The 20338-nt window shown below is 56.0% G+C and carries 19 protein-coding genes; 10 read left to right on the plus strand and 9 right to left on the minus strand.

Annotated features, from left to right (window positions below; all coding sequences use genetic code 11):
* Nucleotides 1-8: 8 nt before the first annotated feature.
* On the minus strand, nt 9-386 hold the full coding sequence (locus L1F30_RS11085; protein ID WP_253356147.1) for a DUF6768 family protein: 378 nt from the start codon (nt 384-386) through the stop codon (nt 9-11).
* Complete coding sequence (locus tag L1F30_RS11090; protein ID WP_253356148.1) at nt 383-949, minus strand: RNA polymerase sigma factor; 567 nt, start codon at nt 947-949, stop codon at nt 383-385. The genes L1F30_RS11085 and L1F30_RS11090 overlap by 4 nt, the downstream gene beginning before the upstream one ends.
* 167 nt (nt 950-1116) lie before the next feature.
* On the opposite strand from L1F30_RS11090, the gene L1F30_RS11095 reads away from it, so the two are divergent.
* Nucleotides 1117-3987, plus strand: coding sequence for an ImpA family metalloprotease (locus L1F30_RS11095; protein ID WP_253356149.1), 2871 nt, complete (start codon nt 1117-1119; stop codon nt 3985-3987).
* A 155-nt stretch (nt 3988-4142) separates the two neighbouring features.
* Here the strand turns inward: L1F30_RS11095 and L1F30_RS11100 are convergent, their stop codons facing one another.
* The 4 genes from L1F30_RS11100 to L1F30_RS11115 all read right to left on the minus strand — a co-directional run bounded on the left by L1F30_RS11100 (nt 4143) and on the right by L1F30_RS11115 (nt 9152).
* Nucleotides 4143-4931 carry a DsbA family oxidoreductase gene (locus L1F30_RS11100; RefSeq protein WP_253356150.1) on the minus strand — a complete coding sequence of 263 codons (789 nt, stop codon included), beginning with the start codon at nt 4929-4931 and terminating at the stop codon, nt 4143-4145.
* 93 nt (nt 4932-5024) lie between these two features.
* The gene (locus L1F30_RS11105) at nt 5025-6611 is read right to left on the minus strand and encodes an NAD(P)/FAD-dependent oxidoreductase (protein WP_253356151.1); all 1587 of its coding nucleotides are present in this window, start codon (nt 6609-6611) and stop codon (nt 5025-5027) included.
* 52 nt (nt 6612-6663) lie between these two features.
* Nucleotides 6664-7923: a bifunctional diguanylate cyclase/phosphodiesterase gene (locus L1F30_RS11110; RefSeq protein WP_253356152.1), complete on the minus strand. Its 1260-nt coding sequence runs from the start codon at nt 7921-7923 to the stop codon at nt 6664-6666.
* A gap of 2 nt (nt 7924-7925) precedes the next feature.
* Nucleotides 7926-9152, minus strand: a complete 1227-nt coding sequence (locus L1F30_RS11115) for an HD-GYP domain-containing protein (RefSeq protein ID WP_253356153.1) — start codon at nt 9150-9152, stop codon at nt 7926-7928.
* Between the two features lie 102 nt (nt 9153-9254).
* On the opposite strand from L1F30_RS11115, the gene L1F30_RS11120 reads away from it, so the two are divergent.
* The 6 genes from L1F30_RS11120 (at nt 9255) to L1F30_RS11145 (ending at nt 15188) form a co-directional block, all read left to right on the plus strand.
* On the plus strand, nt 9255-10250 hold the full coding sequence (locus tag L1F30_RS11120; RefSeq protein WP_253356154.1) for a DMT family transporter: 996 nt from the start codon (nt 9255-9257) through the stop codon (nt 10248-10250).
* A gap of 88 nt (nt 10251-10338) precedes the next feature.
* Nucleotides 10339-11013, plus strand: coding sequence for a metal-dependent hydrolase (locus L1F30_RS11125; RefSeq protein WP_253356155.1), 675 nt, complete (start codon nt 10339-10341; stop codon nt 11011-11013).
* Nucleotides 10997-11929, plus strand: a complete 933-nt coding sequence (locus L1F30_RS11130; RefSeq protein ID WP_253356156.1) for a hypothetical protein — start codon at nt 10997-10999, stop codon at nt 11927-11929. Before L1F30_RS11125 ends, L1F30_RS11130 begins: the two co-directional genes overlap by 17 nt.
* Before the next feature lie 18 nt (nt 11930-11947).
* Nucleotides 11948-12226 carry a hypothetical protein gene (locus L1F30_RS11135; protein ID WP_253356157.1) on the plus strand — a complete coding sequence of 93 codons (279 nt, stop codon included), beginning with the start codon at nt 11948-11950 and terminating at the stop codon, nt 12224-12226.
* 86 nt (nt 12227-12312) lie between these two features.
* Nucleotides 12313-13686 carry a M28 family metallopeptidase gene (locus tag L1F30_RS11140; protein ID WP_253356158.1) on the plus strand — a complete coding sequence of 458 codons (1374 nt, stop codon included), beginning with the start codon at nt 12313-12315 and terminating at the stop codon, nt 13684-13686.
* A gap of 227 nt (nt 13687-13913) precedes the next feature.
* A complete protein-coding gene (locus L1F30_RS11145) occupies nt 13914-15188 on the plus strand; it encodes a serine/threonine-protein kinase (RefSeq protein ID WP_253356159.1) in 1275 nt (424 codons plus the stop codon).
* A gap of 377 nt (nt 15189-15565) precedes the next feature.
* On the opposite strand, the gene L1F30_RS11150 is transcribed toward L1F30_RS11145, so the two are convergent.
* On the minus strand, nt 15566-15847 hold the full coding sequence (locus L1F30_RS11150) for a peptidylprolyl isomerase (protein ID WP_253356160.1): 282 nt from the start codon (nt 15845-15847) through the stop codon (nt 15566-15568).
* A 135-nt stretch (nt 15848-15982) separates the two neighbouring features.
* Between L1F30_RS11150 and L1F30_RS11155 the strand changes: the two genes are divergently transcribed.
* Together L1F30_RS11155 and L1F30_RS11160 are read left to right on the plus strand one after the other, a co-directional pair.
* The gene (locus L1F30_RS11155; RefSeq protein ID WP_253356161.1) at nt 15983-16390 is read left to right on the plus strand and encodes a glutathione S-transferase N-terminal domain-containing protein; all 408 of its coding nucleotides are present in this window, start codon (nt 15983-15985) and stop codon (nt 16388-16390) included.
* Nucleotides 16391-16474: 84 nt separating this feature from the next.
* Nucleotides 16475-17293 (plus strand): ABC transporter substrate-binding protein, encoded by an 819-nt coding sequence (locus L1F30_RS11160; protein ID WP_253356162.1) that lies wholly within the window; start codon nt 16475-16477, stop codon nt 17291-17293.
* 15 nt (nt 17294-17308) lie between these two features.
* On the opposite strand, the gene L1F30_RS11165 is transcribed toward L1F30_RS11160, so the two are convergent.
* Together L1F30_RS11165 and L1F30_RS11170 are read right to left on the minus strand one after the other, a co-directional pair.
* The gene (locus L1F30_RS11165; protein ID WP_253356163.1) at nt 17309-17965 is read right to left on the minus strand and encodes a vWA domain-containing protein; all 657 of its coding nucleotides are present in this window, start codon (nt 17963-17965) and stop codon (nt 17309-17311) included.
* Entirely contained in the window at nt 17962-19401 is a 1440-nt protein-coding gene (locus tag L1F30_RS11170) for a hypothetical protein (RefSeq protein ID WP_253356164.1), read from the minus strand. The genes L1F30_RS11165 and L1F30_RS11170 overlap by 4 nt, the downstream gene beginning before the upstream one ends.
* A 147-nt stretch (nt 19402-19548) precedes the next feature.
* On the opposite strand from L1F30_RS11170, the gene L1F30_RS11175 reads away from it, so the two are divergent.
* On the plus strand, nt 19549-20328 hold the full coding sequence (locus tag L1F30_RS11175; protein ID WP_253356165.1) for a response regulator transcription factor: 780 nt from the start codon (nt 19549-19551) through the stop codon (nt 20326-20328).
* Nucleotides 20329-20338 lie beyond the last annotated feature (10 nt).

Below are 20338 nucleotides of genomic sequence, written 5' to 3' on the forward strand. Positions count from 1 at the left end.
AACCCGGATTACTTGCCTTCAAGCTTTGCGCCCAGCTGCAGCACGGCTACTTCAATGCGTTTTAACTCCCGCATTAACGAGCTGCGGTTCATCTCCTGCATGACCCACTGTTTGCAGGCAATTTGCACCATTGCGGCCAGCAATAAGCACACACCCCAAAATACCTGGCCTTCCAGATTAATAGCGGTAAAAAACTCATAGCCCGTCCAGAACATCACGCCGGTGACCAGCAAAGTAATCACATGCAATAACACCACCCAGCGCCCAAGGCCCGCGTTAAATGCGCCCATTGCCATCTCGAACATGCCTTCGCGCTCATTCACAGCCGCTTTAATGGCCGCGGCCTCGCTTTCAAGTGCAGTTTTAATCCGATCATCAATACTCATTTGCAGCTCCTTTGGGGAGTTTGTGGTTCAAATTTTTGCTTTAGCCTGGCCCTTGCGCGGGCCAAGCGTGACTTCACAGTGCCGGTTGGTATATCCAACACAACGGCCAGTTCCGCCACGCTTAATTCATCAAGGTAAAACAGCTGAATAATCTGCCGCTCGATTACCGGCAAACGCTTTAACGACGCACGCACATCCAGGCAGTCTTCCAGTTGGGCAATGGCCTCCACTTGCCCTTCTGCTACGTCACCTGCATCTACCTGAGTGCCCCTACGCCTGAGTGCATCCAGCAACTGCCAGCGCACACGGGTATACATCCAGGCGCGAAAGGCACCGGCAAACTTGAGCCTACGCACCTGCTTGGCCATTTTCACCCAGGCCTCCTGCACGGCATCTTGCGCGAGCGCGTGGTCCTGACAGATGCCATAGGCAAAATGCAGCAAGGGCTGATTTAGCCTCTCATACAGGCGTGCATAGGCTTTTTTACTGCCCTGCTGTGCTTCAAGCACCAGCAATTCAAGCTCGGCATGGTTTACGCTCAAGGGCTCATTTCCAAGGTTCATTCATAAAAATGCTTTATTCATAGACGGGTAAGCAGCCCTAGCGGTTCATTTATTTGCGCCCCCACTTAACCCACCCGGCCTAGGCCAACCTGCCCATCAGGCCAATACCGCCATTGCCCCCAGCGCCTTAGCATAGCCTCATCATTACTTCTGGGTTTAACGCCGTTATGTCTGCCAAACAGTTTCTGCTCTTTTCGCTGCTCATTACCTGCCTCACCGCTTGTGGTGGCGGCAAAGGCTCAAGCGGCAGCGACCTGCCCTCAACCGCAGCCATAGATAACAGCACCACCGGTGCCGGGAGTGACGATAGCGGTAGCGACAACACCGGCATAGAGGGAGCAAGTGACACTGAGACACCCGCAGCCGAGGCTGAAACAGGCCACAACAATGGCGCAGGCGAGCCCCCTCAGGAAGGCCAAGCCAATAGCCCCTATGCCCAAGACGTGGCCATGGCATTAGCCACAGGCGACGCCCGCTTTGTGGTGGAACCCGAGGCCTTTCTGGCAGCGGCGCTCGAAACCTTTGAGCGCGATGCACAAGCGGCCACAGCGGTGCAGCGGGCGCTCTTTGAAGGCCAAACCGCTGTAGAGACCATCAGCTGGAACCCCACCCCCGATGCCGCATTACTGGCGGCAAGCTTTGGGGTAAATGCAGAGATTCTGGTAAGCAATCGCAACAAACAGGGAGAGGCCCTCTCCCAAAAGCACGCCTTGGCCGTAGCCGGCACCAAAGCGCAGGGCCGCTACGCCGTATTTGGTAGCAACCCGGTGCGCCACACCGAACACTTGAATGACGCCATGCACCAATTGCTGCGCAACACCATTGCCTGGCTTACGGGCAAACCCGACCTCAAGCATGTGGTGCTGGCCCAATTAGGTGACAGCTATTGGTTCAGAGATGAACCCCGTATGCGCGCCTGGCTGCAAGAAAACTACGGTGAGCAACTGCACATCAATACGCAAAACACGTGCAACGGCAGCGCTTTGGCCAATTGCTTAACAACCGATACGGATCTGCTGGTTATCTCACAAGTTAGCGAAGACGACGCCACCACGCCCCAAATATTAGACGCCATAAAATGGGCCAACAGCCAGGGTATTGGCGTGCTTTATGTGCATCACGATGGCAACCTCACGGCCTTGGGCGCTGCAATTTTCAACCATTTGAACGTGCACTACGTTAAAGACAACTACTGGCCCAAAGAGCAGGTTGAAAGCTTTGAGCCCACAAGCCTTTATGGCCAGCTGCCAGACAACATCAACGCCATTAAAACCACTATTTCGCATTTACTGGCAGACGACTTCACCTTTAACATTCAAGATTGCGAAGCAAGCTGCAGCAACATCTTGGCCTATGAGCGCGAGTTTGCCCAAGGCGCAGCCGCCATGCGCACCTTGGTAAACAGTTTTGATACCCGCAATGAAAACCTTTTTCACTCCTACACGAGCGATGCCATAAAACTTGCCGTGCTGTTTGCCGATGCCCAGCGCCTGAACATTCGCTACCCGCTCACACCGGGAGAAGTAAGCACACGCACCTGGCTTGCCAGCTACTTTGCCGATCACGCGGTACACATTGCCCGTGACCTGGTGCCCGCGCAGCAGGATCTTGGCAATTTCTCGCGCAGTAATTTTGATCACATAACCCCAACGCAAAAGCAGGTTCGCCTGAACTCCAAACAAGGATTTCGCGCGGCCGGCGTTTATGCGCTACCCGGGCACGCAGTTAAGGTTACGCGCACCGACACCCACGCGGTAACCACCTACGTGCGCGTAAACAGCCTGCGTGCAAGCTCAACACACGAGTGGACCCGCGGCGGCTACAAACGCCCGAAATTTCTTACTTCCGAATGGTTACCGCTGCCTGCCGGTGAAGAAGTGATATTTACCTCGCCCTACGGGGGCCCAGTGCAGGTGCAGTTTTCTGCAGAAGACGGCGAGGTTGAACTCAATTTCAACGGTGTGGGCCTACACCCATACTGGGCAAGCCAGGCAGACGATGATCGCTTTGAAAATGCGCTCGCCCTGGGCCACTTCGACTGGGCCGAACTTTCCACACCCGCATTTGAAGTGCACTCAAAGCTCGACAAAATGCGTAAATCCGCATCACAAACGCACTTCCCCAATGCCACAGCACTTGCCGCCGGGGCCATGCAATACTCCCACAATTACGCCCTCTTACTGGCAGGCTTCAAGGGACCCGGCATTGATGTGGTTGATGAGATACACAACTTCGCAGCCAGCAACGGGCTGGAAATTAAAACCAGTAATTCCATCAAACACATGAACGCCGATCAGCCCACCTGCGGCGCCGGTTGCTCCGGCAACCCCTACGATGCCAGCTGGAGCTACTCACCCACAGGTCACGGCGATCTGCATGAAATTGGCCATGGTTTAGAGCGTGGCCGCTTTCGTTTCCCGGATTGGGAAGTACACACCACCACCAACCCCTACTCCTACTACGCTAAATCCCAATTTCATAAATCCACAGGCCATAGCCCCGACTGCCAGAAACTGCCCTTCAAATCTCTGTTCGAAACTCTCACAGCCGCAGAAAATTCAGCAGACCCAATAGCCTATATGCGCGAACAATCACTCGGCGTATGGAACAAAGGCGTGGCTATTTACATTCAAATGATGATGGGCGCGCAGGCCTACGGCGAGCTTGAAAACGGTTGGCACCAATGGGCACGGCTACACATTATTGAACGCGCCTTCGGTGAGGCACTTAGAAGCGAAGCACTGTGGGCTGAAAGCTCACAGGGGCTGGGGTTTGGCAACTACACTTTCGCGCAAGCACAGCAGATCAGCAATACAGATTTTATGCTGGTGGCCATGTCGCACGCAGGCGGGCTTGATTACCGCAACTACTTCACCCTGTGGGGTTTTGAAACCTCTGAAATGGCACAACGTCAAGTTGCCCACATGCAGCACCCGGAAATGCCCAAGGTATTTTTTGCAGCCAATGAACGGGACTATTGTGAAAACTTCAGCCCCACGCCAATAAGCGTTACGGCCAACGCCCGCTGGCCTGAGTAGTAACAGCCCATAAGCGGGCACTTAACCCCATGCGGGTGACGGTTACAAACTCCGCCCCAAAATCCATGCCTGTAGATTGGCAAGACGGCAGTCGCACCTGTGCGGGCCTTGGTTATGCTACTGCTGCCCTTCAATTAAAATTTGCCTTGCTGTTGTTACTTACCTTGGTTTGAGGGTTCATCACAGCCGTCAATATCACAAGCACCACTGCCCGCCCCGGCACTGGCTGTTGGCGGCTCATCGGCCTTTGCCGTTAACGCCGCTGCCTGCTCTGCGCGCACGGTATTAAGCACTTCAAGCAGTTGGGCCGATTCCTGCGCGCCGGAAATACCGTAGCGCCCAATAACAAAAAACGGCACACCGCTAATGCCATAGTGTTGTGCCAGCGCTTCATCTTCGCGCACCTTGTCGGCAAAATCGTCGCCGGCCAATACCGCTTGCGCCGCCGCCTGATCCAAACCGGCAGCCTCCACTACTGCTAGCATCTGCGCCTGGCTTGAGAGATCCAGGCCTTCGCCCAAATAGCCACGCATGAAGGCATCCGTCAACCGGTGCTGGGCAGAATCTGTTGCACCCTCTGCATCGAGGGTTGCCGCCCACTGGATCAACCGGTGGGCATCAAAGGTGTTGGCAACCACAATGCGATTGAAATCAGCTTGTCCCCCTTCCCGCGCAATATTGGTGGCCATGGTATCTATCATTTGCTGGGCGTCAGCCACGGAGCGGCCGTATTTCTGTGCCAGCCGTTCGGCATAGGGGCGTGAATCTGGGCTGCGGGGGCGTGGGTCTAACTCAAAGGCGCGCCAGTTTATGGTTACCTGATCAGAAGCCTCCCCTCCCCCGTGCTGGCGCGCAAACTCTGCAGCTGCCCGCTCAAAGCGCTGCTTGCCCACAAAGCACCAGGGGCAGGCGATGTCTGACCAGATTGAAACGGAAATTGTCATTGGCTTTTACCTCTAAGCTTACAAATGAAAACGCCCGCAACAAATTCCGTTACAGGCGTGAGCACCGCAGTATATATAGCGCCTTGCGCCTGGCTAGCAGTGATTTTTCAAAATTTCTTTGGCGGCATTGTGGCCGGGTATACCCGTTACACCACCGCCCGGGTGCGTGCCCGAGCCACACATAAACAAGCCGGAAACGGGGGTGGTGTAATCGGCATAGCCCATAAAGGGCCGGTTAGACCACAGCTGATCCAGCGTGAGTGCACCGTGAAAAATGTCGCCCCCCATTAAACCAAACTTGCGCTCCAGATCCAGCGGCGAATGAATTTGCGTGCCTAAAATGCTGGTTTTGAAGTTGGGTGCATATTGGGTCACCGTATCAATAACCGTGGCGGCTGCAGCCTCGCGGTGATCATCCCACGAATCACCCGATGGCAGCTCCGGTGCGAATTGCTGGCAGAATAAGCTGGCCACATGCTTGCCTTCGGGTGCCAGGCTGTCATCTACAGTTGAGGGAATCAGCATTTCAATAATGGGCGCCCGCGCCCAGCCCTGTTGCCTGGCATCAAGATAGGCCTGTTCAAGGTAGGCCATTGAAGGGCCTATGATAATACCCGATTGATGGTGGGGCTGGCAGTGGGTACCCGGTGCTGCAATAAAATCCGGCAGCTCAGAGAGCGCCACATTCATACGAAATGTGCCCGAGCCCACCTTAAAACCTTTCACGCGGCGCTGAAATTCCACGGGTAAATGCGCCTTGGGCACTAGCCGCGTAAATAGCAGCTTGGGGCCTACATTGGCCACCACGTGATCTGCCTTGAACTCGCGACCATCGGCAAGCTGCACACCCTCAGCGCGATTGCCATTGATTATCACCTGGGATACCTCGGCCCCGGTTTCAATGTGCACGCCACGGGCGAGGGCTTCTTTTGTCATGGCCTGGGTGATGGCGCCCATGCCGCCTACGGCGTGGCCCCAGGCGCCCGGCACACCATTGGCTTCGCCAAATACATGGTGCAACAACACATAGGCAGACCCGGGCGTACTGGGGGCACCGTAGGCGCCCACTATACTGTCAAAGGCAAAGGCCGCTTTCACTACATCATGCTCAAACCAGCTATCCAATACATCTTGCGCACTTTTGGTAAACATATCGAGGGCATCGCGACGCTCATGCATGGCCAGTGAGCGCAAACCCAGTGCAAATTTACCCAAATGCAGCATGTCGGTTATGCCGCCGCCCACGTTGGGCGGTGTGCGCAGCAATTCAGATTTTAATAGCGAAGCCTGGGTTTCAAGCATGGTGTAGAAATCGCTCAGCACTTCGGCATCGTGCGCAGAAAATCGGGCCACCTCATTGCGGGTGGCCTCAAAATCTGCCATTAGTGAAAAGCTTTCACCTGAAGGTAGCGGAAAAAAGTTTGACTGCGGCCTGAGCCTTACTTCCAGGCCATGGGCTTTTAAGTGCAGGTCGTGAATAATTTTGGGGTTGAGTAAACTCACCGTGTAACTGGCAGTGGAATTTTTAAAACCCGGGTGAAACTCTTCGGTAACGGCCGCACCACCGGTTATTTCGCGGCGCTCAAGCACTGTGACCGAATGCCCGGCCTCAGCCAAGTAACAGGCACATACCAACCCGTTATGGCCGCCACCTATAATCACAAACTGCAGCTTACGCATTCTCCCCCCGTTATTATTTTTTTAGTAGCGCACACTTGAAATTTAACAAGCGTTAACCCGCGTTATGTTTAATCCATATTTCAAAATCCGCTACAGATAATGGTTTGGCAATAAAGTAGCCCTGCGCGTAGTCGCAGCCGAGCTCGGCCAGGTATTGCAAGGTTTCGCCATCCTCTACGCCCTCTGCCACCACTTGCAGGCCAAAAAGCTGGGCGATATCAATAATAATCTTAACGATGTGCTTGTCTTGCTCGTTAACCAGCATATCTCTTACAAAGCAGCGATCAATCTTTAATTCGCTGGCAGGAATATTTTTAAAATAGGAAAGCGAAGAGTAGCCAGTGCCGAAGTCATCTATAGATAACGCAATGCCGGCCTGCTTTAAGCGCATTAAATTTTCAAGGCCCGAGTGCATGTCTTCAATAATTGCAGATTCGGTAATTTCAAGGGTGAGGTATTCGCTGTCAAGGCCCCAGATACTCAGCGCATCCTGCACCAGGTGGGTGAGGTTTGGGTCGTTCACAAGGCCTGCCTGAATATTTACCGCCACTCCCAAATTCCACTGGCCAAGCCACTGGCGCATTTGTCGCACCGCAGTGCCAACCACCCATTTGGTTAATGTGTAGCTTTCGCCCAACTGTTCAGCCAGTAACACAACTTGATCGGGGGCTATAAATCCACGGCCTTTTAGCTCCCAGCGCAGCAGTGCCTCTACCCTATCTACCTTGCCGGTTTTAAGGTTTTTTTTCGGCTGATAGTAGAGTTCAAATTCATTGCCAAACAGTGCCTTTTTAAAGGCCTTGGCCAGCAAGGTTTGATCTTCTGATTCTTTTTGATCGTCGATCACATCAAACCGGTAGGGCTTGCCGCGGCGCGAATCAATTAACGAACGCTCTGCACGCTTTAGCAACAAATAGGCGTTGGCCGCCTCTGGCGGGCCAAAGGCCAGCCCCACCTGCACATCGGGCTGCACCTGGTCTTTACCCACAGCCACCGGCTCGCCCAGTTGCTGTTTGATTTTGTGAATGGCAAGCGACATGAGCGACGGATTGGAAATACGCGGCACAATAAACGCAAAGTGATGGCTGCCAATGCGAAAAAACGTATTCGGCATTTTGGAGAGTGCCTGTAAGCGCGCAAGGCAGGCGTGAATAACAGCATCGCCTGCTGCGTATCCGGTTTGCAGGTTGATATCGGTCAGATTATTTAAATCCACCAACAACACACCGGTTTGCAGCGCCTCTTGACTAATAAACTCTTCAAGGGCGGCAATAAAGGCCTGGCGGTTGATGGCAGGAACCGGGTGCGCCATGGCTATAACTCGATTGACGAGAGATCTATCCCGAAGGCGCCTGCCTCCAGGCTGCCAAGAATTTCCAGCGGCTTGCCATCAGCGGTGTGGGTCTGCTGCATTAAATCGAGAATTTTCAGCTCAATCAGCGCCTCTTTATTTTCATCCAGCACCACAATCACCTGTGGCCGCAGCCGCCGCGACCGGTACTCGGCCACCACTACCGCTACCTCGCCTGACGACAATTCCACCAGCGAGCCGGCCGGGTATATACCCACGGCCTGAATAAACTCTTCAACCAGTTCAGGCTGAAAGGCTTTGCCTTTTTCGTCGTAGAGAACTTTAATGGCCTCAGCCGGGGTTTTGGCTTGGGCATAGGGGCGTTGGCTTATGAGGGCATCGTAGCAATCGGCGATGGCTGCAATACGGGCAAATACCGGAATGCTGTTACCGGCCAATTTAAAGGGGTAGCCCTCACCATCCACCCGCTCGTGGTGATAGGCGGCCATCTCCAGTACATCTTGATTGATCACCCCACTTTTACGCATGATTTTTACGCTTTCTTGCACATGCTTTTGCATAAGCGGCCGCTCGGCCTCTGTGAGCGCCCGGGGCGCCAACAGCAGCGAGCGATCAATCTTGAGTTTGCCTGCATCAAACAGCAAACCGCCCACGGCCAGGCTTCTGAGGTCACTCTTGGGCAGGCCCAGTTGCCGGCCCAGCGCCACACACCAGATGGCGCACCCGAGCGAATGCTGGTAGGTGTAGTTATCGAGCTTACGCATACGCCCAAGCCACAGGCAGGCATCTGGGTTACGGCTAACGCTTTCTATCATGGGCTCTACCGCTTTTTTAATGCGCGGTAAATCAAGCACCACCTTTTCACGAAACTCCAACAGCGATTTTACCGTATCGGCCAGGGTATCCAGTGCGGCTTTCGCGCGCGGCAACTCCACATGCCAGCCGCCACTATCACTGTAGCCGTGCAGGCTTTTGCCCGGAAACAACGCCGCCACGGCCTCGGCTTGCGATTTCACCATCAGTGTGCGCGCCTGGCCCTCTGAACGCGGGCGCACGCTGTGATCAACATACACATACTCGCAATATTGGCCGAGGCTTGCGATGTCGTCGGCAGTTTGAATAAAAAAGCCCTGGATCAGGAAGGGGGTTTCAAGCCAGGGCCTATCAAGCGCTGAAACGAACATACCCACCTTCAGGTGCGGTATGGCAACTTTTTCTGTTTTGAGCATGCGGGGCCTCGTATACTGCCGGCCTCGAAATTGCCGACTTACTAAGTGTAGTGGCCAGCCGTGGCGCTGCCAGTTCGGCCCTCGCAGTTGTCAGGTTTGTACATGAATATTCAATCTCGCCCTGTTGCCACGCTCTTGCTTGTGCTGGTGTGCGCCATTTGGGGCATCGGCTTTGTGGTTACCGAGCATGCGCTGGGCAAGCTCACCACCCAATCGCTCAATGCACTGCGCTTTGCATTGGCCGCGCTGAGCCTGGTGCCTTTGTGGCTGGCCACGCGCAAGGCCCGGCCCAGATCAAGCCTTGAGGGCTATGGCGCGCTGTGGCGTGCGGGGCTTGGCCTGGGGCTTGTGTTGTTTGTGGCCTTTTACGCCCAAACCGAAGGTTTGCGCTTTACCAGTGTCTCGAACGCGGGCTTTATTACCGGCCTGTGCGTGCCGCTGGTGCCCTTGCTTGCGTGGCTGGTGTTTAAAGCCAAAATGACGCGCGCCATATGGATGGCGGTATCCCTTTCTACCCTGGGGCTCTACCTGCTTACCGGCGGCACCGCATCTGCCCCCAATAAGGGCGACCTGCTGGTGCTACTGGGTGCCGCAGGCTTTGCCACCCACATTGTGCTCACCGGCCACTATGCCCGCACCCTGCCCGCCATTACCCTGAGCCTGGTGCAAATGCTGGCGGTGTCGGCCTATAGCCTGCTGGCCTCTTATCTACTGGATGTAGACCAGAGCAAAACCCTGTTTAGCACGCAGGCTGAGCACTGGCAGTCGCTCTTGAGCCTGGACATAGTGCTGGCGTTTTTCTGGATGGCCAGCCTGTCAACGGCGTTTGGCTTTTGGGTGCAAACCAGCTGCCAGCGCACCCTGCCCGCCCACCAGGTGGCGCTGGTGTTTGCCCTTGAACCCATATTTGCCCACCTGGCCGGCGCCCTTTGGTTGGGCGAACGATTAGACGGCTGGGGGTTTGCGGGCGCCGCGGCCATTATTGCAGGCATGCTGGTGGCAGAGCTGGGCGACCGTCGCTCGGCACAATTACACCCGGCGGATTTGGTAGCCGCCCCCGCCCCACCCGGCAATTGCGACGAGGCCAGCAAGACCTGAGGCTGGCCGCAGGGGCGTTTAAGGCCTGTGGTATAGTGGCCCATTAACACACGCATTACGCTTAACTTTGCACTCACAAGGATGTCCGATGCTCATTGGTCACTACAGTGCAGCCTTGGCGGCCAAGGCTGTAAAACCGCAACTGCCCCTGTGGCAACTGTTCATTGCCGCACAACTGGTAGACATTGTTTGGGTCTTACTCTGTGCGTTTAATATCGAACGCTTCACCATCAACCCAAGCCTTAACTCCAACCCTTTAGAGTTGATCTTCCAACCCTTTACCCACAGTTTGCTGGCCAGTGGTTTATGGTCGCTGGCCGCGGCCCTGCTGGTAGTGGGCCTCTACAGGCTTTACCGGCCCGCTGCATGGCTCTTGGGCGCGGTGGTGGCCTCGCACTGGTTGTTGGATTTCTTCGTACACAGGCCAGACCTACCTATTTGGCCTGGCGTGAAGGTGGGCCTGGCCCTGTGGGATTACTCCCTTGTGGCAATGAGCCTGGAAATGGCCTTAATCGCCCTGGCCGGCGGCTATTTATGGCGCAATCAAACGCACGGCAAAGGCTGGTATGCAGGCCTTACGGTTGTTTTGCTGGCGCTGGTGGCCGTTAACTATGTGCTGCCCCCACCACTGGATAAAACCGGCATTTTATTAGGCGCTATGGCCGTCTACCTGATTGCACCTGTGGTGGCATGGTGGCTGGAGCGCCGGGTGCGCAAACCCTGCATACACGCAATGGAAAATAGCTATGCCCAACAAAGCTAAGCCGAATAAAGCTAATAGCCACACAGCATGCAGCGCGCCGGGCTTTTGCCTTGCAATAGGCTTAATGCTGCTTGCCGGGTTCGGGAGTCAAGCCCACGCACTCAGCCTTTCCGATTGCCTGGCCAGCGCCAAGGGCTACTACCAGCAAACCTATTGCGAATTGGTGGCCCAAGGTGAAGGCCGCCAATTGCCGGCGTTTTTCGAGTTCACGCAAAACAACGAGCAAACCCAATGGCTGCTGTTAAAGCGCCCGGCCGAGCGCGCGGGAATTAACCTTTGCAAACCCAAACCAAGCTCGCCCCGCAAATCCCTTGCCCTGCAAAACAATGCACCTGCCCAAGCAGGCAATAGCGCGCGTACACCCGACGCTCGCGAGGCCGTGCCACAAGCCACGCCGCGCCCGCCACAAAAGCACGCCGCCACGGCATCAATACCAGCAAGCTTTGAAGGCAATAATTGTGCGCTTGCCGCCAACACCATTGTGTGTGGCGCCCAGCATTTCAGCTTGCAGCGCAACCTGCACAACCGGCACTTGAGCGCCGGCGCACTTGGGCCGGAAAACACCCTTGCCCTGCCCCCCTTTAACGGCAACCTGCAAGACGAGCAAGCCGTGCGTGCATACCTGTATCAGGCCTATGCCACCTACCTCACCAAAATGCGCAGCATTGGCCTGGGTGGCATTACCACAAGCTTTGGCAATTTCAGCTATCTGTTTTACGATTACCACGCCAAGGGCCTTGATTTCAGCCAGCGCTTCGCCAAGCTGTTTCACTATTTGAAAAAAGATAAGGCAAGCTTGCCCGTTTCAGAGCGCGCGGCCGATATCAGCCAGCTCAGCCTGGCCGATTGCTCGGCCCTCAACAGCGAATTTTTTGTGTGTGAACACCGCGGTAAAAATTTATTGTTCGCCCGCTAACCAACAAGAGCTAACACCATGAGCGGTTTTACCAAGCAGGATTTGGAGCGCGAAAGCCAGTCGGAACTCGGCCAGGGGCACATGTGCACCAACAACATTCACCCCCATCACCTGAAAATTTACCGGGTGAAAAAAATCGGTGGCAAGCCGCAAAAACATTGGGAATTGTTCAGCCTTTGGCTGGCCACCGCCGAAGACGTAGCCGCCGGCGACGCCAGCCGCGAAGACGAGGTTCTTAATCTGAGTTCCATTGAAATTGAATTCTGCCCCTTTTGCGGCACCCAGCTTACCCAATAGCCCGCTGCGGAAACACGCGCCCCATTCGTCACCACTAGGGCGCGGGATAGAGCTTCCCGCAACCGTAAACCGACGCAGGAGCGCTTATGTTTCGCACCCTTAGCCTTACGGGCCTTGGCCTTTTAAGCCTGATCAGCACCCAGCACAGCCACGCCGAGTGGCAGGCGCCACCGGCAGAAAAACACGCGCTCTACACCATTGGGCAGGCCGCCCAGCCCGCGCGCATAGAAGCCGACATCACCCGCCTTGTGGGCTTCGGCACCCGCCACACCCTGTCGGATACTCAATCGCAACAGCGCGGCATTGGCGCCAGCCGGCGCTGGATAGAGGCCGAGTTCAAACGCATCAGCAAAGCCTGTGGCAACTGCCTGGAAGTTATCACCGTGGCAGACACAGTAAGCGGGCCACGTATTCCCGAGCCCACCGAGGTGGTGAACGTCATTGCCATTCAACGGGGCACGTCAGACCCAAACCGCGTGGTGCTCATGGCCGGCGATATTGATTCACGGGTGAGCGACGTGCTGGACGCCGAAAGCGACTCCCCGGGCGCCAACGATAACGCCTCAGGCGTGGCTGGCACCCTTGAGGCCGCGCGCATTCTAAGCCAGTACACCTTTAACGGCACCCTGGTATACGCCGCGCTTTCCGGTGAAGAACAAGGCCTGTATGGCGGTAAAATTCTGGCCGAATACGCAAAGCTTCAGCAGTGGCACATTACCGCCGTGTTAAATAACGACATGATTGGCAACATCAGCGGCATTAATGGCGTAATAGACAACCGCACCGCGCGGGTATTTTCCGAGGGCACGCGCGCAACCGAAACCGAAGCCGAGGCAAAGCTGCGCCGTTTTACCGGCGGCGAAGTGGATTCACCCTCGCGCAACCTCGCGCGCTACATCAAGAAAGTGGGCGAGCAATATGTGCCTAATTTAAGTGTAATGATGATTTACAGGCTCGATCGCTTCGGCCGCGGCGGCCATCACCGCCCCTTTAACGAGGCAGGCTTCCCCGGCGTTCGCATCATGGAAGCCTGGGAGCACTACGATCGCCAGCACCAGGATTTACGCACCGAAAACGGCACCGCATACGGCGATACCTTAAGCGGCGTGAACTTCCCCTATGCCGCCAAGCTCACCAACCTCAATGCCGTCACCCTGGCAGCCCTGGCCTGGGCTCCGGCGCCACCGGCTGAGGTTAAAATCAGCGGCCAGGTGAGCGCCCACACCCACTTGAGCTGGGCGCAGCCCAAAGGTAGGGCTGCCAAAGCACTTGCCGGCTACAAGGTGTACTGGCGGCTCACCACCGATGCCGAGTGGCGCCACAGCCGTTATGTGGGCAAGGTAAATGAATTTACGTTGAACAACATTGTGATAGATAACTACTACTTCGGCGTGGCCGCCGTGGGCAAAGACGGCACCGAAAGCCCTGTGGTATTTCCGGGCCCGGCAGGCGCTTTTTAACCCCACAGATTGGCGGCCCGCCATACCTGCGCGGGCCCAGCACACTAAACCAGAGCCCTAAACCAAAGCCATAAACCAAAGCCATAAACAAGGGCCCGAAACCACAGCCCTCAAAAGCACCGGCAAACCGAAGCAATGCACATGCAGACAGAGCCTGCGGGGCCGTGCCCGCAGGCCTTATGCTCTGGTAAACTGCACACCCGCAACCACCAAGCCTTAATTCACCCATGCCCGCGCAACCGTCCTACGCCAAACACGCCGCCATCACCCTCGCCCGGGGCTTTCGCCTTTTGCCCGGCGCACTCGGCAACTGGCCCCTGTGCAAGGCCTGGCTCTTAAAGGCCCGCGCAGCGCAGGTTGCAGCTGTGCTGGTGGCTGCCTATTTGCTGTTTGCCAATGGCTGGCTCGCGGGCCAACTGGCCGACTGGCACTACCCGCCACCGAAAGAATCTCTGGGCAAGCGCATTGTGCAGGTATTCAACCCCAACGTAAGCCACAAACACCCCCGTCGCGACGCCCAACAGCGTACCTACAAGCAGCTTGGTTACTTAAGCCTCGCCCTGCCCCTGCTGCTGTTGATTGGCGCCTTACCACGTACTGTGCGCGAGCGCGAAACCACAGTTGCCCCGCACACGCCCGCAGATGCATTGGCGCGCACCCAGGTACGTGGGCCAGAGGCACAAGCCACACTGGCACCCGAGCCTTTGGGCACAATTGGCGGGCGCTACCGGCTGGATAAGCTCTTGGCCTCGGGCGGGGCGGGCATGGTGTACCAAGGGTTCGACCTGCGCCTGGAGCGCGCCGTGGCCATTAAAAAATTACTGGGGCACCTGGAGCAAGACGCCGCCATGCTTGCGCGCTTTAAAATTGAAGCCACAAGTTTGGCCCAGCTAAACCACCCCAATATTTTGCAGGTCTACGACCTCATTGAAGACCGCGGCAACCACTGGCTGATTGTAGAGTGGATGACCGGCGGCACCCTGGCGCACAAAATTCACGCAAGCGGCAAGCTGCCGCTGACTCAGGCCCTTGGCATTGCCCGGCAAATCGCCGAGGGGCTGCAACAGGCCCATGCAAAGGGCATAGTGCACCGCGATATCAAACCGGAAAACATTTTGTTTAACCCCGGCGGCCAGGCAAAAATTTCAGACTTCGGCATTGCCCGCATTGGCGATAACAGCAAACACACCCAGGTGGGCATGGTGATTGGCTCGCCCGGCTACATGAGCCCGGAGCAGGCCGCCGGTGAAAATGTCAGCCGGCTAAGCGATGTGTATTCACTGGGTGTCACCCTCTATGAAATGCTCTCGGGCAACCTGCCCTTCACCGGCGACACCACCCAGGTGTTGCTCAAGCACATCAGCCAAGCGCCGCCCAGCCTTAAAACACTGGAGCCCGCGCTGCCGGAGGCTGTAACCACACTGGTTGATAACATGCTGGCCAAGCAGCCCTCGGCGCGCCCGGCCAACCCGGCCCAAGCGCTGGCGGCACTGGATCTATAAGGCGTAAACACAATTATTTTTGCCGCCAAAAATATTTTCATTGCCCGCTAGACAAGCGCCTAATAAAGGCCTAACTTCAGCCACAGGTACACGCGGATACGGCAACGGCGCCGGCTCCCTGTACCCCCCCTACGTCTTCCGTTGATGGGCCAGGCCCTAGGAGTCGAACATGAGTAAAGAGTTAAAAAGCACTAAGAACGCCAAGAAAAAGCCATTGTTAACGCCCAAAGAGAAAAAGGCGGCAAAAGTGGCCAAGAAACAAGGTAAAAGCTTTTTAGAAATCTAACGCTCAACGCGCAGCCCACACCCTTGGGCTGCCAGCTTCACAGCCTTTAAACCATTTATCTAGCGATGGCCCCAGGTGGCGCAGACGATACTCAGTCATCGCGATAAATGGTTTCAATCAAATGAAAACCGAACTGGGTTTTCACCGGGCCATGCACCACCAGCACCGGCTTTTTAAACACCACCTGATCAAACGCCTTCACCATTTGCCCGGGCCTGAACTCACCCAGGTCGCCCCCATTTTTGCCCGAGGGGCAAGTTGAGTGTTTTTTAGCCAGTTGACCGAAATCGGCCCCTTGGGCAAGTTGCTGTTTCAGGCGCTCGGCTTCGGCTTTGGTCTTTACCAGGATGTGCCTGGCACAGGCTTTAGGCATTACAGCCCCCTATGTGTGAAATTCCGATGAATATTTAACCAAACAGGCGCAGATTAAGCGTTAATTCTTGCGCCACAATGGCCTATAATGCGCGCCATTTTACCCCATGCCTCAACGACAAAGCTAAGCGAGACTATGCGAATTATTCTGAAATTGCTCCGTGAAGGCCTAGGCCGCATCATCATTCTTGTCGACTACCTCACCCGCCCCACCCCGCTCAAGCGCTCTAAACCCGAGCAAACCAAGGTGAACGCCCAACTGGCACACATGGCGCTCTACCAGTTTTACGCCTGCCCGTTTTGCATAAAAACCCGCCGGGCCCTGCGCCGGCTGAACCTGCCCATGCAAACGCGCAATATCAACGAGGGCTCACCCTTTCGCGCCGAGCTTGAAAAGGCCACAGGGCGCGTAAAAGCCCCTTGCCTGCGCGTGCAAGAGGGCGAACAGGTGCGTTGGCTGTTTGAATCTAACGACATTATCGAATACCTCGAAAAACGCTTCGACCAGCGCCCACCCGCGGCCTGCATCAAGAGCGCCGCCTAAACGCGGCTCGCGAGCCCGCTGCTATACTGAAAGCTCCTGCCAGCTACCCCACGGGGCAGCCCGGCGCTACCGGGGCTTTCGTTGATGCGCACGCTGTTACTGCTTATCACCCTGCTGCCAACGCTGGCACTGGCTGCTCGCCCGACGGCCAACCCCAACCCCTATGCCACACCCTTGGCGCCGCTAGTACTTGTGTATGGCGGCCACGTGGTGGAACCCTATGTGTTTCTGCAAGAGGGCCAGGTGGTGGGCGGGGTTTACTATGATTTGGGCCAACTCATCAGCAGCGAGCTAAAACGGCCGGTCAGCTACCTGCGCGTGCCGCGCCGGCGCATGGAGCTCTTCCTCGCCCAGGGCAAGGGCCATGTAATGCCTCTGGCGCACCCAAGCTGGGTGGCAAACCCCAGCGCATTGCACTGGACAAGCCCACTCATTACCGAGTACGACCTGCTGGTACAACGTCGCCAGGCCACCTTTGCCGTTCACTCGCTGGATGATTTAGTGGGTAAGCGCATTGGCACCATTCTTGGCTACTACTACCCGGGCCTTTCCGATGCGCCCTACAATGAAACGATCCTCAGAGACGATGCCAAAGACATAGAGGCCAATTTCAAGCGCTTGGCGCAAGGCCGCATAGATGCCCTGCTGGGCTCGAATATTTTGATTGAGTATTTCCTGCAGAAACAAGGCGTGGCCAATCGCTTTCACCTGGTTACCAGCTGGGGCATTGAATACCAGGTGGTGAGCGCAGTCTCACCCAAGTCGCCGGTAAGTGCCGCGCAGCTTTCCCAGGCGTATCAGGCCCTGCACGCGCGCGGCGCCATTGGGGAGGTGATTAACCGCTACGCTCCCCACCGGGTTAACCTCAAGCCTGCAGCCACACACTCAGAACAAAACCCATAAACTTTTGCCGCGCAATTACCGGCTGGCAATGAGTTGATCCAAACGCTCAAGATCATTAATCACCTGCCAGTGGCCACCACCGGTAACCACCCGCTCCTGCCAGCGCGCCAGGCGCTTTAAATAATCCCGTGGGTCCAGGTTATCGCTGCCCAACTTGGTGACGTTTAAGGCCACCACATTGATACCCGCAAGCGCGATGGGAAAATTGCGAATATGACCCTTGGCCAGGTCTTCCTCAAGATCTGAAAAAATCAGCACATACTGCTCGGCTGCACCGGTTTCGTTTAAATACTCACTGGCTTGAATCAGCCCGCCGGTGATATCGGTATTGCGGCTTCCGCGCGTCACGCTTTTCACATACTCATCCATACGCTGCTTGAAGGCGCGCTTTTGCTGATTGGCCTGGCTCGGGCGCTCATCGAGTGTGACTTTTGCAATAATGTCTTTTTCACTGAAGCTTCCGCTATCAATGCGCGCCACCGCGAGGGAATCGCCGCTGTCTAAGGTGGCGAGCAGGTAGTTCAAAATATTCTGCGCTTTGTTGAGCTCTTCTGTGTAGGTACCTGAGGTATCCAGCAGTAGGTACACAGCCCGTTGTTCGGCCACTTTTTGCGAACAACCACCGGCTATCAATGCGCAACAACACACAAGGCACAGCGTTAAATGTTTCATGAGTGAGTCTCCTCTTTTTGCCAGGCAAGTTCAGGGGTGGCCACCGGTTTTTGCGGCGCGGGTTTTACCATTCGCTCTATGCTCAAGGGCACCATAATGATCAAGTCATAGGCGTGCACCAGCACCCGAAAGCTGTGTTGCACAAGCGCGCCCACCAATCGCGCGCACACTGCCAATACCGACAACACGCCCTGGGCAAATAACCCCAGCACCGTGCGCAAAGCATGAATGAAAGACTCCAGCGGAATCGCCACGAACGCCAGGGCAAAGGGCAAGATAAACCCCATCACCATTTGGCCAAGGGAAGGTATCCAACGGAAATTGGCCTCCACCACGCTCGCACCGGCAAGGGTTTGGGTAAGGGCTTCTCGATCCAGGGCCAGCAAATCACGCATATAGGCCAAAGACGCTTCAACCGTGGCTAGAATGGTAAGGATGATCAAGGTCACCCACACCATGCGGCATCGCACACGATCGTCCATGGCCCCAATAATGGGAAACATGTGGGTAATACGCAGCGATTCCAATAGAAATAAACCCATGGCAATTTCCACCAGAATAATTACCAGCGCGGCAATGTCTGAGGTTTTCATGGCGCCGATATAACTGGTGCCACCCACCATTTCCGACATAGGCATGGCGATCAACTGAAAGTTAATCAGCCCACCCATCACGGCGATGATCAGCACCAGCCCGGAAATGAAAAATTGCGTGAGCGACGAGCTTGTCAGCTTGGACATAGCCGCCTCACTGGAGTTGCGAATGGCTTGATACTCGGCCATATGTGCATCAATCACTGCCGCGCGCGCATCCAGGCTTTCTACGTTGTGCTTAACCTGATTGAGGTTTTCACTCACCGAGCGCCACTGGGGCTGCATGGCACCCAGTAGCTTGTGCGATTTGCGGCTGGCCTTTACATAGGCATCCAGGGTTTCGCGGTGTGCGCCCTCCAGCGTGCGTTGTATTTGATCCAGAATTTTAATGGCCGCCGGGTCGCCGTTGCGGGGAATGGCCGCCACCGTGCTCACCACCTCCAGCCAGGCCGGCGGTGATGGCGGCGTATCGATGGCGCGATTGTAATCTTGCTCTAGCCGGGTCACGGTATCGCTCACCTGCCGGTGCAAGGTGGGGTAATGGCCCAGGTCGCGCGCAATGATGTCGTTAACGCGCACAAATTCGCGCTCAATCACCCGGCGCAGCTCTGCCTCGCCCGCGCTTTGCAATATGGCCTGGTTGCGGGCCTTAAGCGTTTGCGCCCAACCGCGCAAACCGCACGCCGCCAGCCGCATAGCCCGGTACACCGCCCGCCCCGTTTGATTTAACAGTTGATGTGACGCATCGCGCCCCAAGTACATGAGAACCACCACAATCACCAGCCACAGGGCCAGGTTCAATGCCGGTTCGCCGGGCCAGATCACAAACAAGTCGCTCGCCATTTGCTGTCTCCCACAAAGTGTTATACAAAACCTATTGCCTGCATAAACAGGCGCCTTGTAACGGTTATAAAAAGGCGCTGTGAAAAATCCGTGAGAAAAAACCAAGGCCCAGGCCTTGCACTCACAAACTGAGACACGCATCACACTATGGCGCGCATATTCTGGATTGAAGATCAAAGTCACTGGGTTGAGCGATTTTTGCCCGTACTCAAGGCGGCCGAGCTCGATGGCTCCATTAACGAGGTGGCGGTATTTCACCTGGCCGATGCCGCCAAGCAATACATCGCCCAAACCCCCACCGCGCCCGACATTGCCTTGCTTGATGCCAACATGAACGGCAACGATAACGCGGGCGTGAATGTGGCCCAGGCGCTTGCCAGAAAGTGGCCAAGCCTGCCCGTGATTTATTTATCTGAACACGCGGGCACCAACATTGAGGCGGCAGCCTTCGAACACACAGGCGCGCTCGATTTCATTGCCAAACACCAACGCAACGTAGAAGAGGTATTGTGCTGGCGCATCAAAGCCATCTTGCGCCAACGCAATCTCACCCATGCACGCGCCCAAAACGCCTTAACACGCGGGCCACTCACCATCGACCTGCACACCTGGGAGGTGTACTGGCACGGCCAAAAACTCATGAACCCCGCCAACCCCAAGCGTGCACTGCCCCCCACGCCCAGAAAAATCCTGAAGCACCTGGCCGAGGTAAGCCCGCGCGCGGTTTCAACGCTCGCCATGGCTGAAGCCCTAGATGCAGACCCGGAAAAGTTTTCCGCCGCCAATTACCGCCAACATATCCGCACTTTGCGCGCAGCCTTTGAACATGCCGAGGCCAACAACGGCCAATTCACGGCACTGTGCAAAGCGGGCAAAGGCATTGTCACCACCGGTGATCAAGGCGCCTATGCCTGGATTACACCCTAAGGAGGTTCGC

The sequence above is a fragment of the Simiduia sp. 21SJ11W-1 genome (assembly GCF_024138675.1).
Taxonomy (GTDB): Bacteria; Pseudomonadota; Gammaproteobacteria; order Pseudomonadales; family Cellvibrionaceae; genus Simiduia.

What these genes read in the sequence shown, in the direction of transcription:
- L1F30_RS11085 (WP_253356147.1), bottom strand. Translation starts at nt 386, where the DNA reads ATGAGTATTGATGATCGGATTAAAACTGCACTTGAAAGCGAGGCCGCG.
- L1F30_RS11090 (WP_253356148.1), bottom strand. Translation starts at nt 949, where the DNA reads ATGAACCTTGGAAATGAGCCCTTGAGCGTAAACCATGCCGAGCTTGAA.
- L1F30_RS11095 (WP_253356149.1), top strand. Translation starts at nt 1,117, where the DNA reads ATGTCTGCCAAACAGTTTCTGCTCTTTTCGCTGCTCATTACCTGCCTC.
- L1F30_RS11100 (WP_253356150.1), bottom strand. Translation starts at nt 4,931, where the DNA reads ATGACAATTTCCGTTTCAATCTGGTCAGACATCGCCTGCCCCTGGTGC.
- L1F30_RS11105 (WP_253356151.1), bottom strand. Translation starts at nt 6,611, where the DNA reads ATGCGTAAGCTGCAGTTTGTGATTATAGGTGGCGGCCATAACGGGTTG.
- L1F30_RS11110 (WP_253356152.1), bottom strand. Translation starts at nt 7,923, where the DNA reads ATGGCGCACCCGGTTCCTGCCATCAACCGCCAGGCCTTTATTGCCGCC.
- L1F30_RS11115 (WP_253356153.1), bottom strand. Translation starts at nt 9,152, where the DNA reads ATGCTCAAAACAGAAAAAGTTGCCATACCGCACCTGAAGGTGGGTATG.
- L1F30_RS11120 (WP_253356154.1), top strand. Translation starts at nt 9,255, where the DNA reads ATGAATATTCAATCTCGCCCTGTTGCCACGCTCTTGCTTGTGCTGGTG.
- L1F30_RS11125 (WP_253356155.1), top strand. Translation starts at nt 10,339, where the DNA reads ATGCTCATTGGTCACTACAGTGCAGCCTTGGCGGCCAAGGCTGTAAAA.
- L1F30_RS11130 (WP_253356156.1), top strand. Translation starts at nt 10,997, where the DNA reads ATGCCCAACAAAGCTAAGCCGAATAAAGCTAATAGCCACACAGCATGC.
- L1F30_RS11135 (WP_253356157.1), top strand. Translation starts at nt 11,948, where the DNA reads ATGAGCGGTTTTACCAAGCAGGATTTGGAGCGCGAAAGCCAGTCGGAA.
- L1F30_RS11140 (WP_253356158.1), top strand. Translation starts at nt 12,313, where the DNA reads ATGTTTCGCACCCTTAGCCTTACGGGCCTTGGCCTTTTAAGCCTGATC.
- L1F30_RS11145 (WP_253356159.1), top strand. Translation starts at nt 13,914, where the DNA reads ATGCCCGCGCAACCGTCCTACGCCAAACACGCCGCCATCACCCTCGCC.
- L1F30_RS11150 (WP_253356160.1), bottom strand. Translation starts at nt 15,847, where the DNA reads ATGCCTAAAGCCTGTGCCAGGCACATCCTGGTAAAGACCAAAGCCGAA.
- L1F30_RS11155 (WP_253356161.1), top strand. Translation starts at nt 15,983, where the DNA reads ATGCGAATTATTCTGAAATTGCTCCGTGAAGGCCTAGGCCGCATCATC.
- L1F30_RS11160 (WP_253356162.1), top strand. Translation starts at nt 16,475, where the DNA reads ATGCGCACGCTGTTACTGCTTATCACCCTGCTGCCAACGCTGGCACTG.
- L1F30_RS11165 (WP_253356163.1), bottom strand. Translation starts at nt 17,965, where the DNA reads ATGAAACATTTAACGCTGTGCCTTGTGTGTTGTTGCGCATTGATAGCC.
- L1F30_RS11170 (WP_253356164.1), bottom strand. Translation starts at nt 19,401, where the DNA reads ATGGCGAGCGACTTGTTTGTGATCTGGCCCGGCGAACCGGCATTGAAC.
- L1F30_RS11175 (WP_253356165.1), top strand. Translation starts at nt 19,549, where the DNA reads ATGGCGCGCATATTCTGGATTGAAGATCAAAGTCACTGGGTTGAGCGA.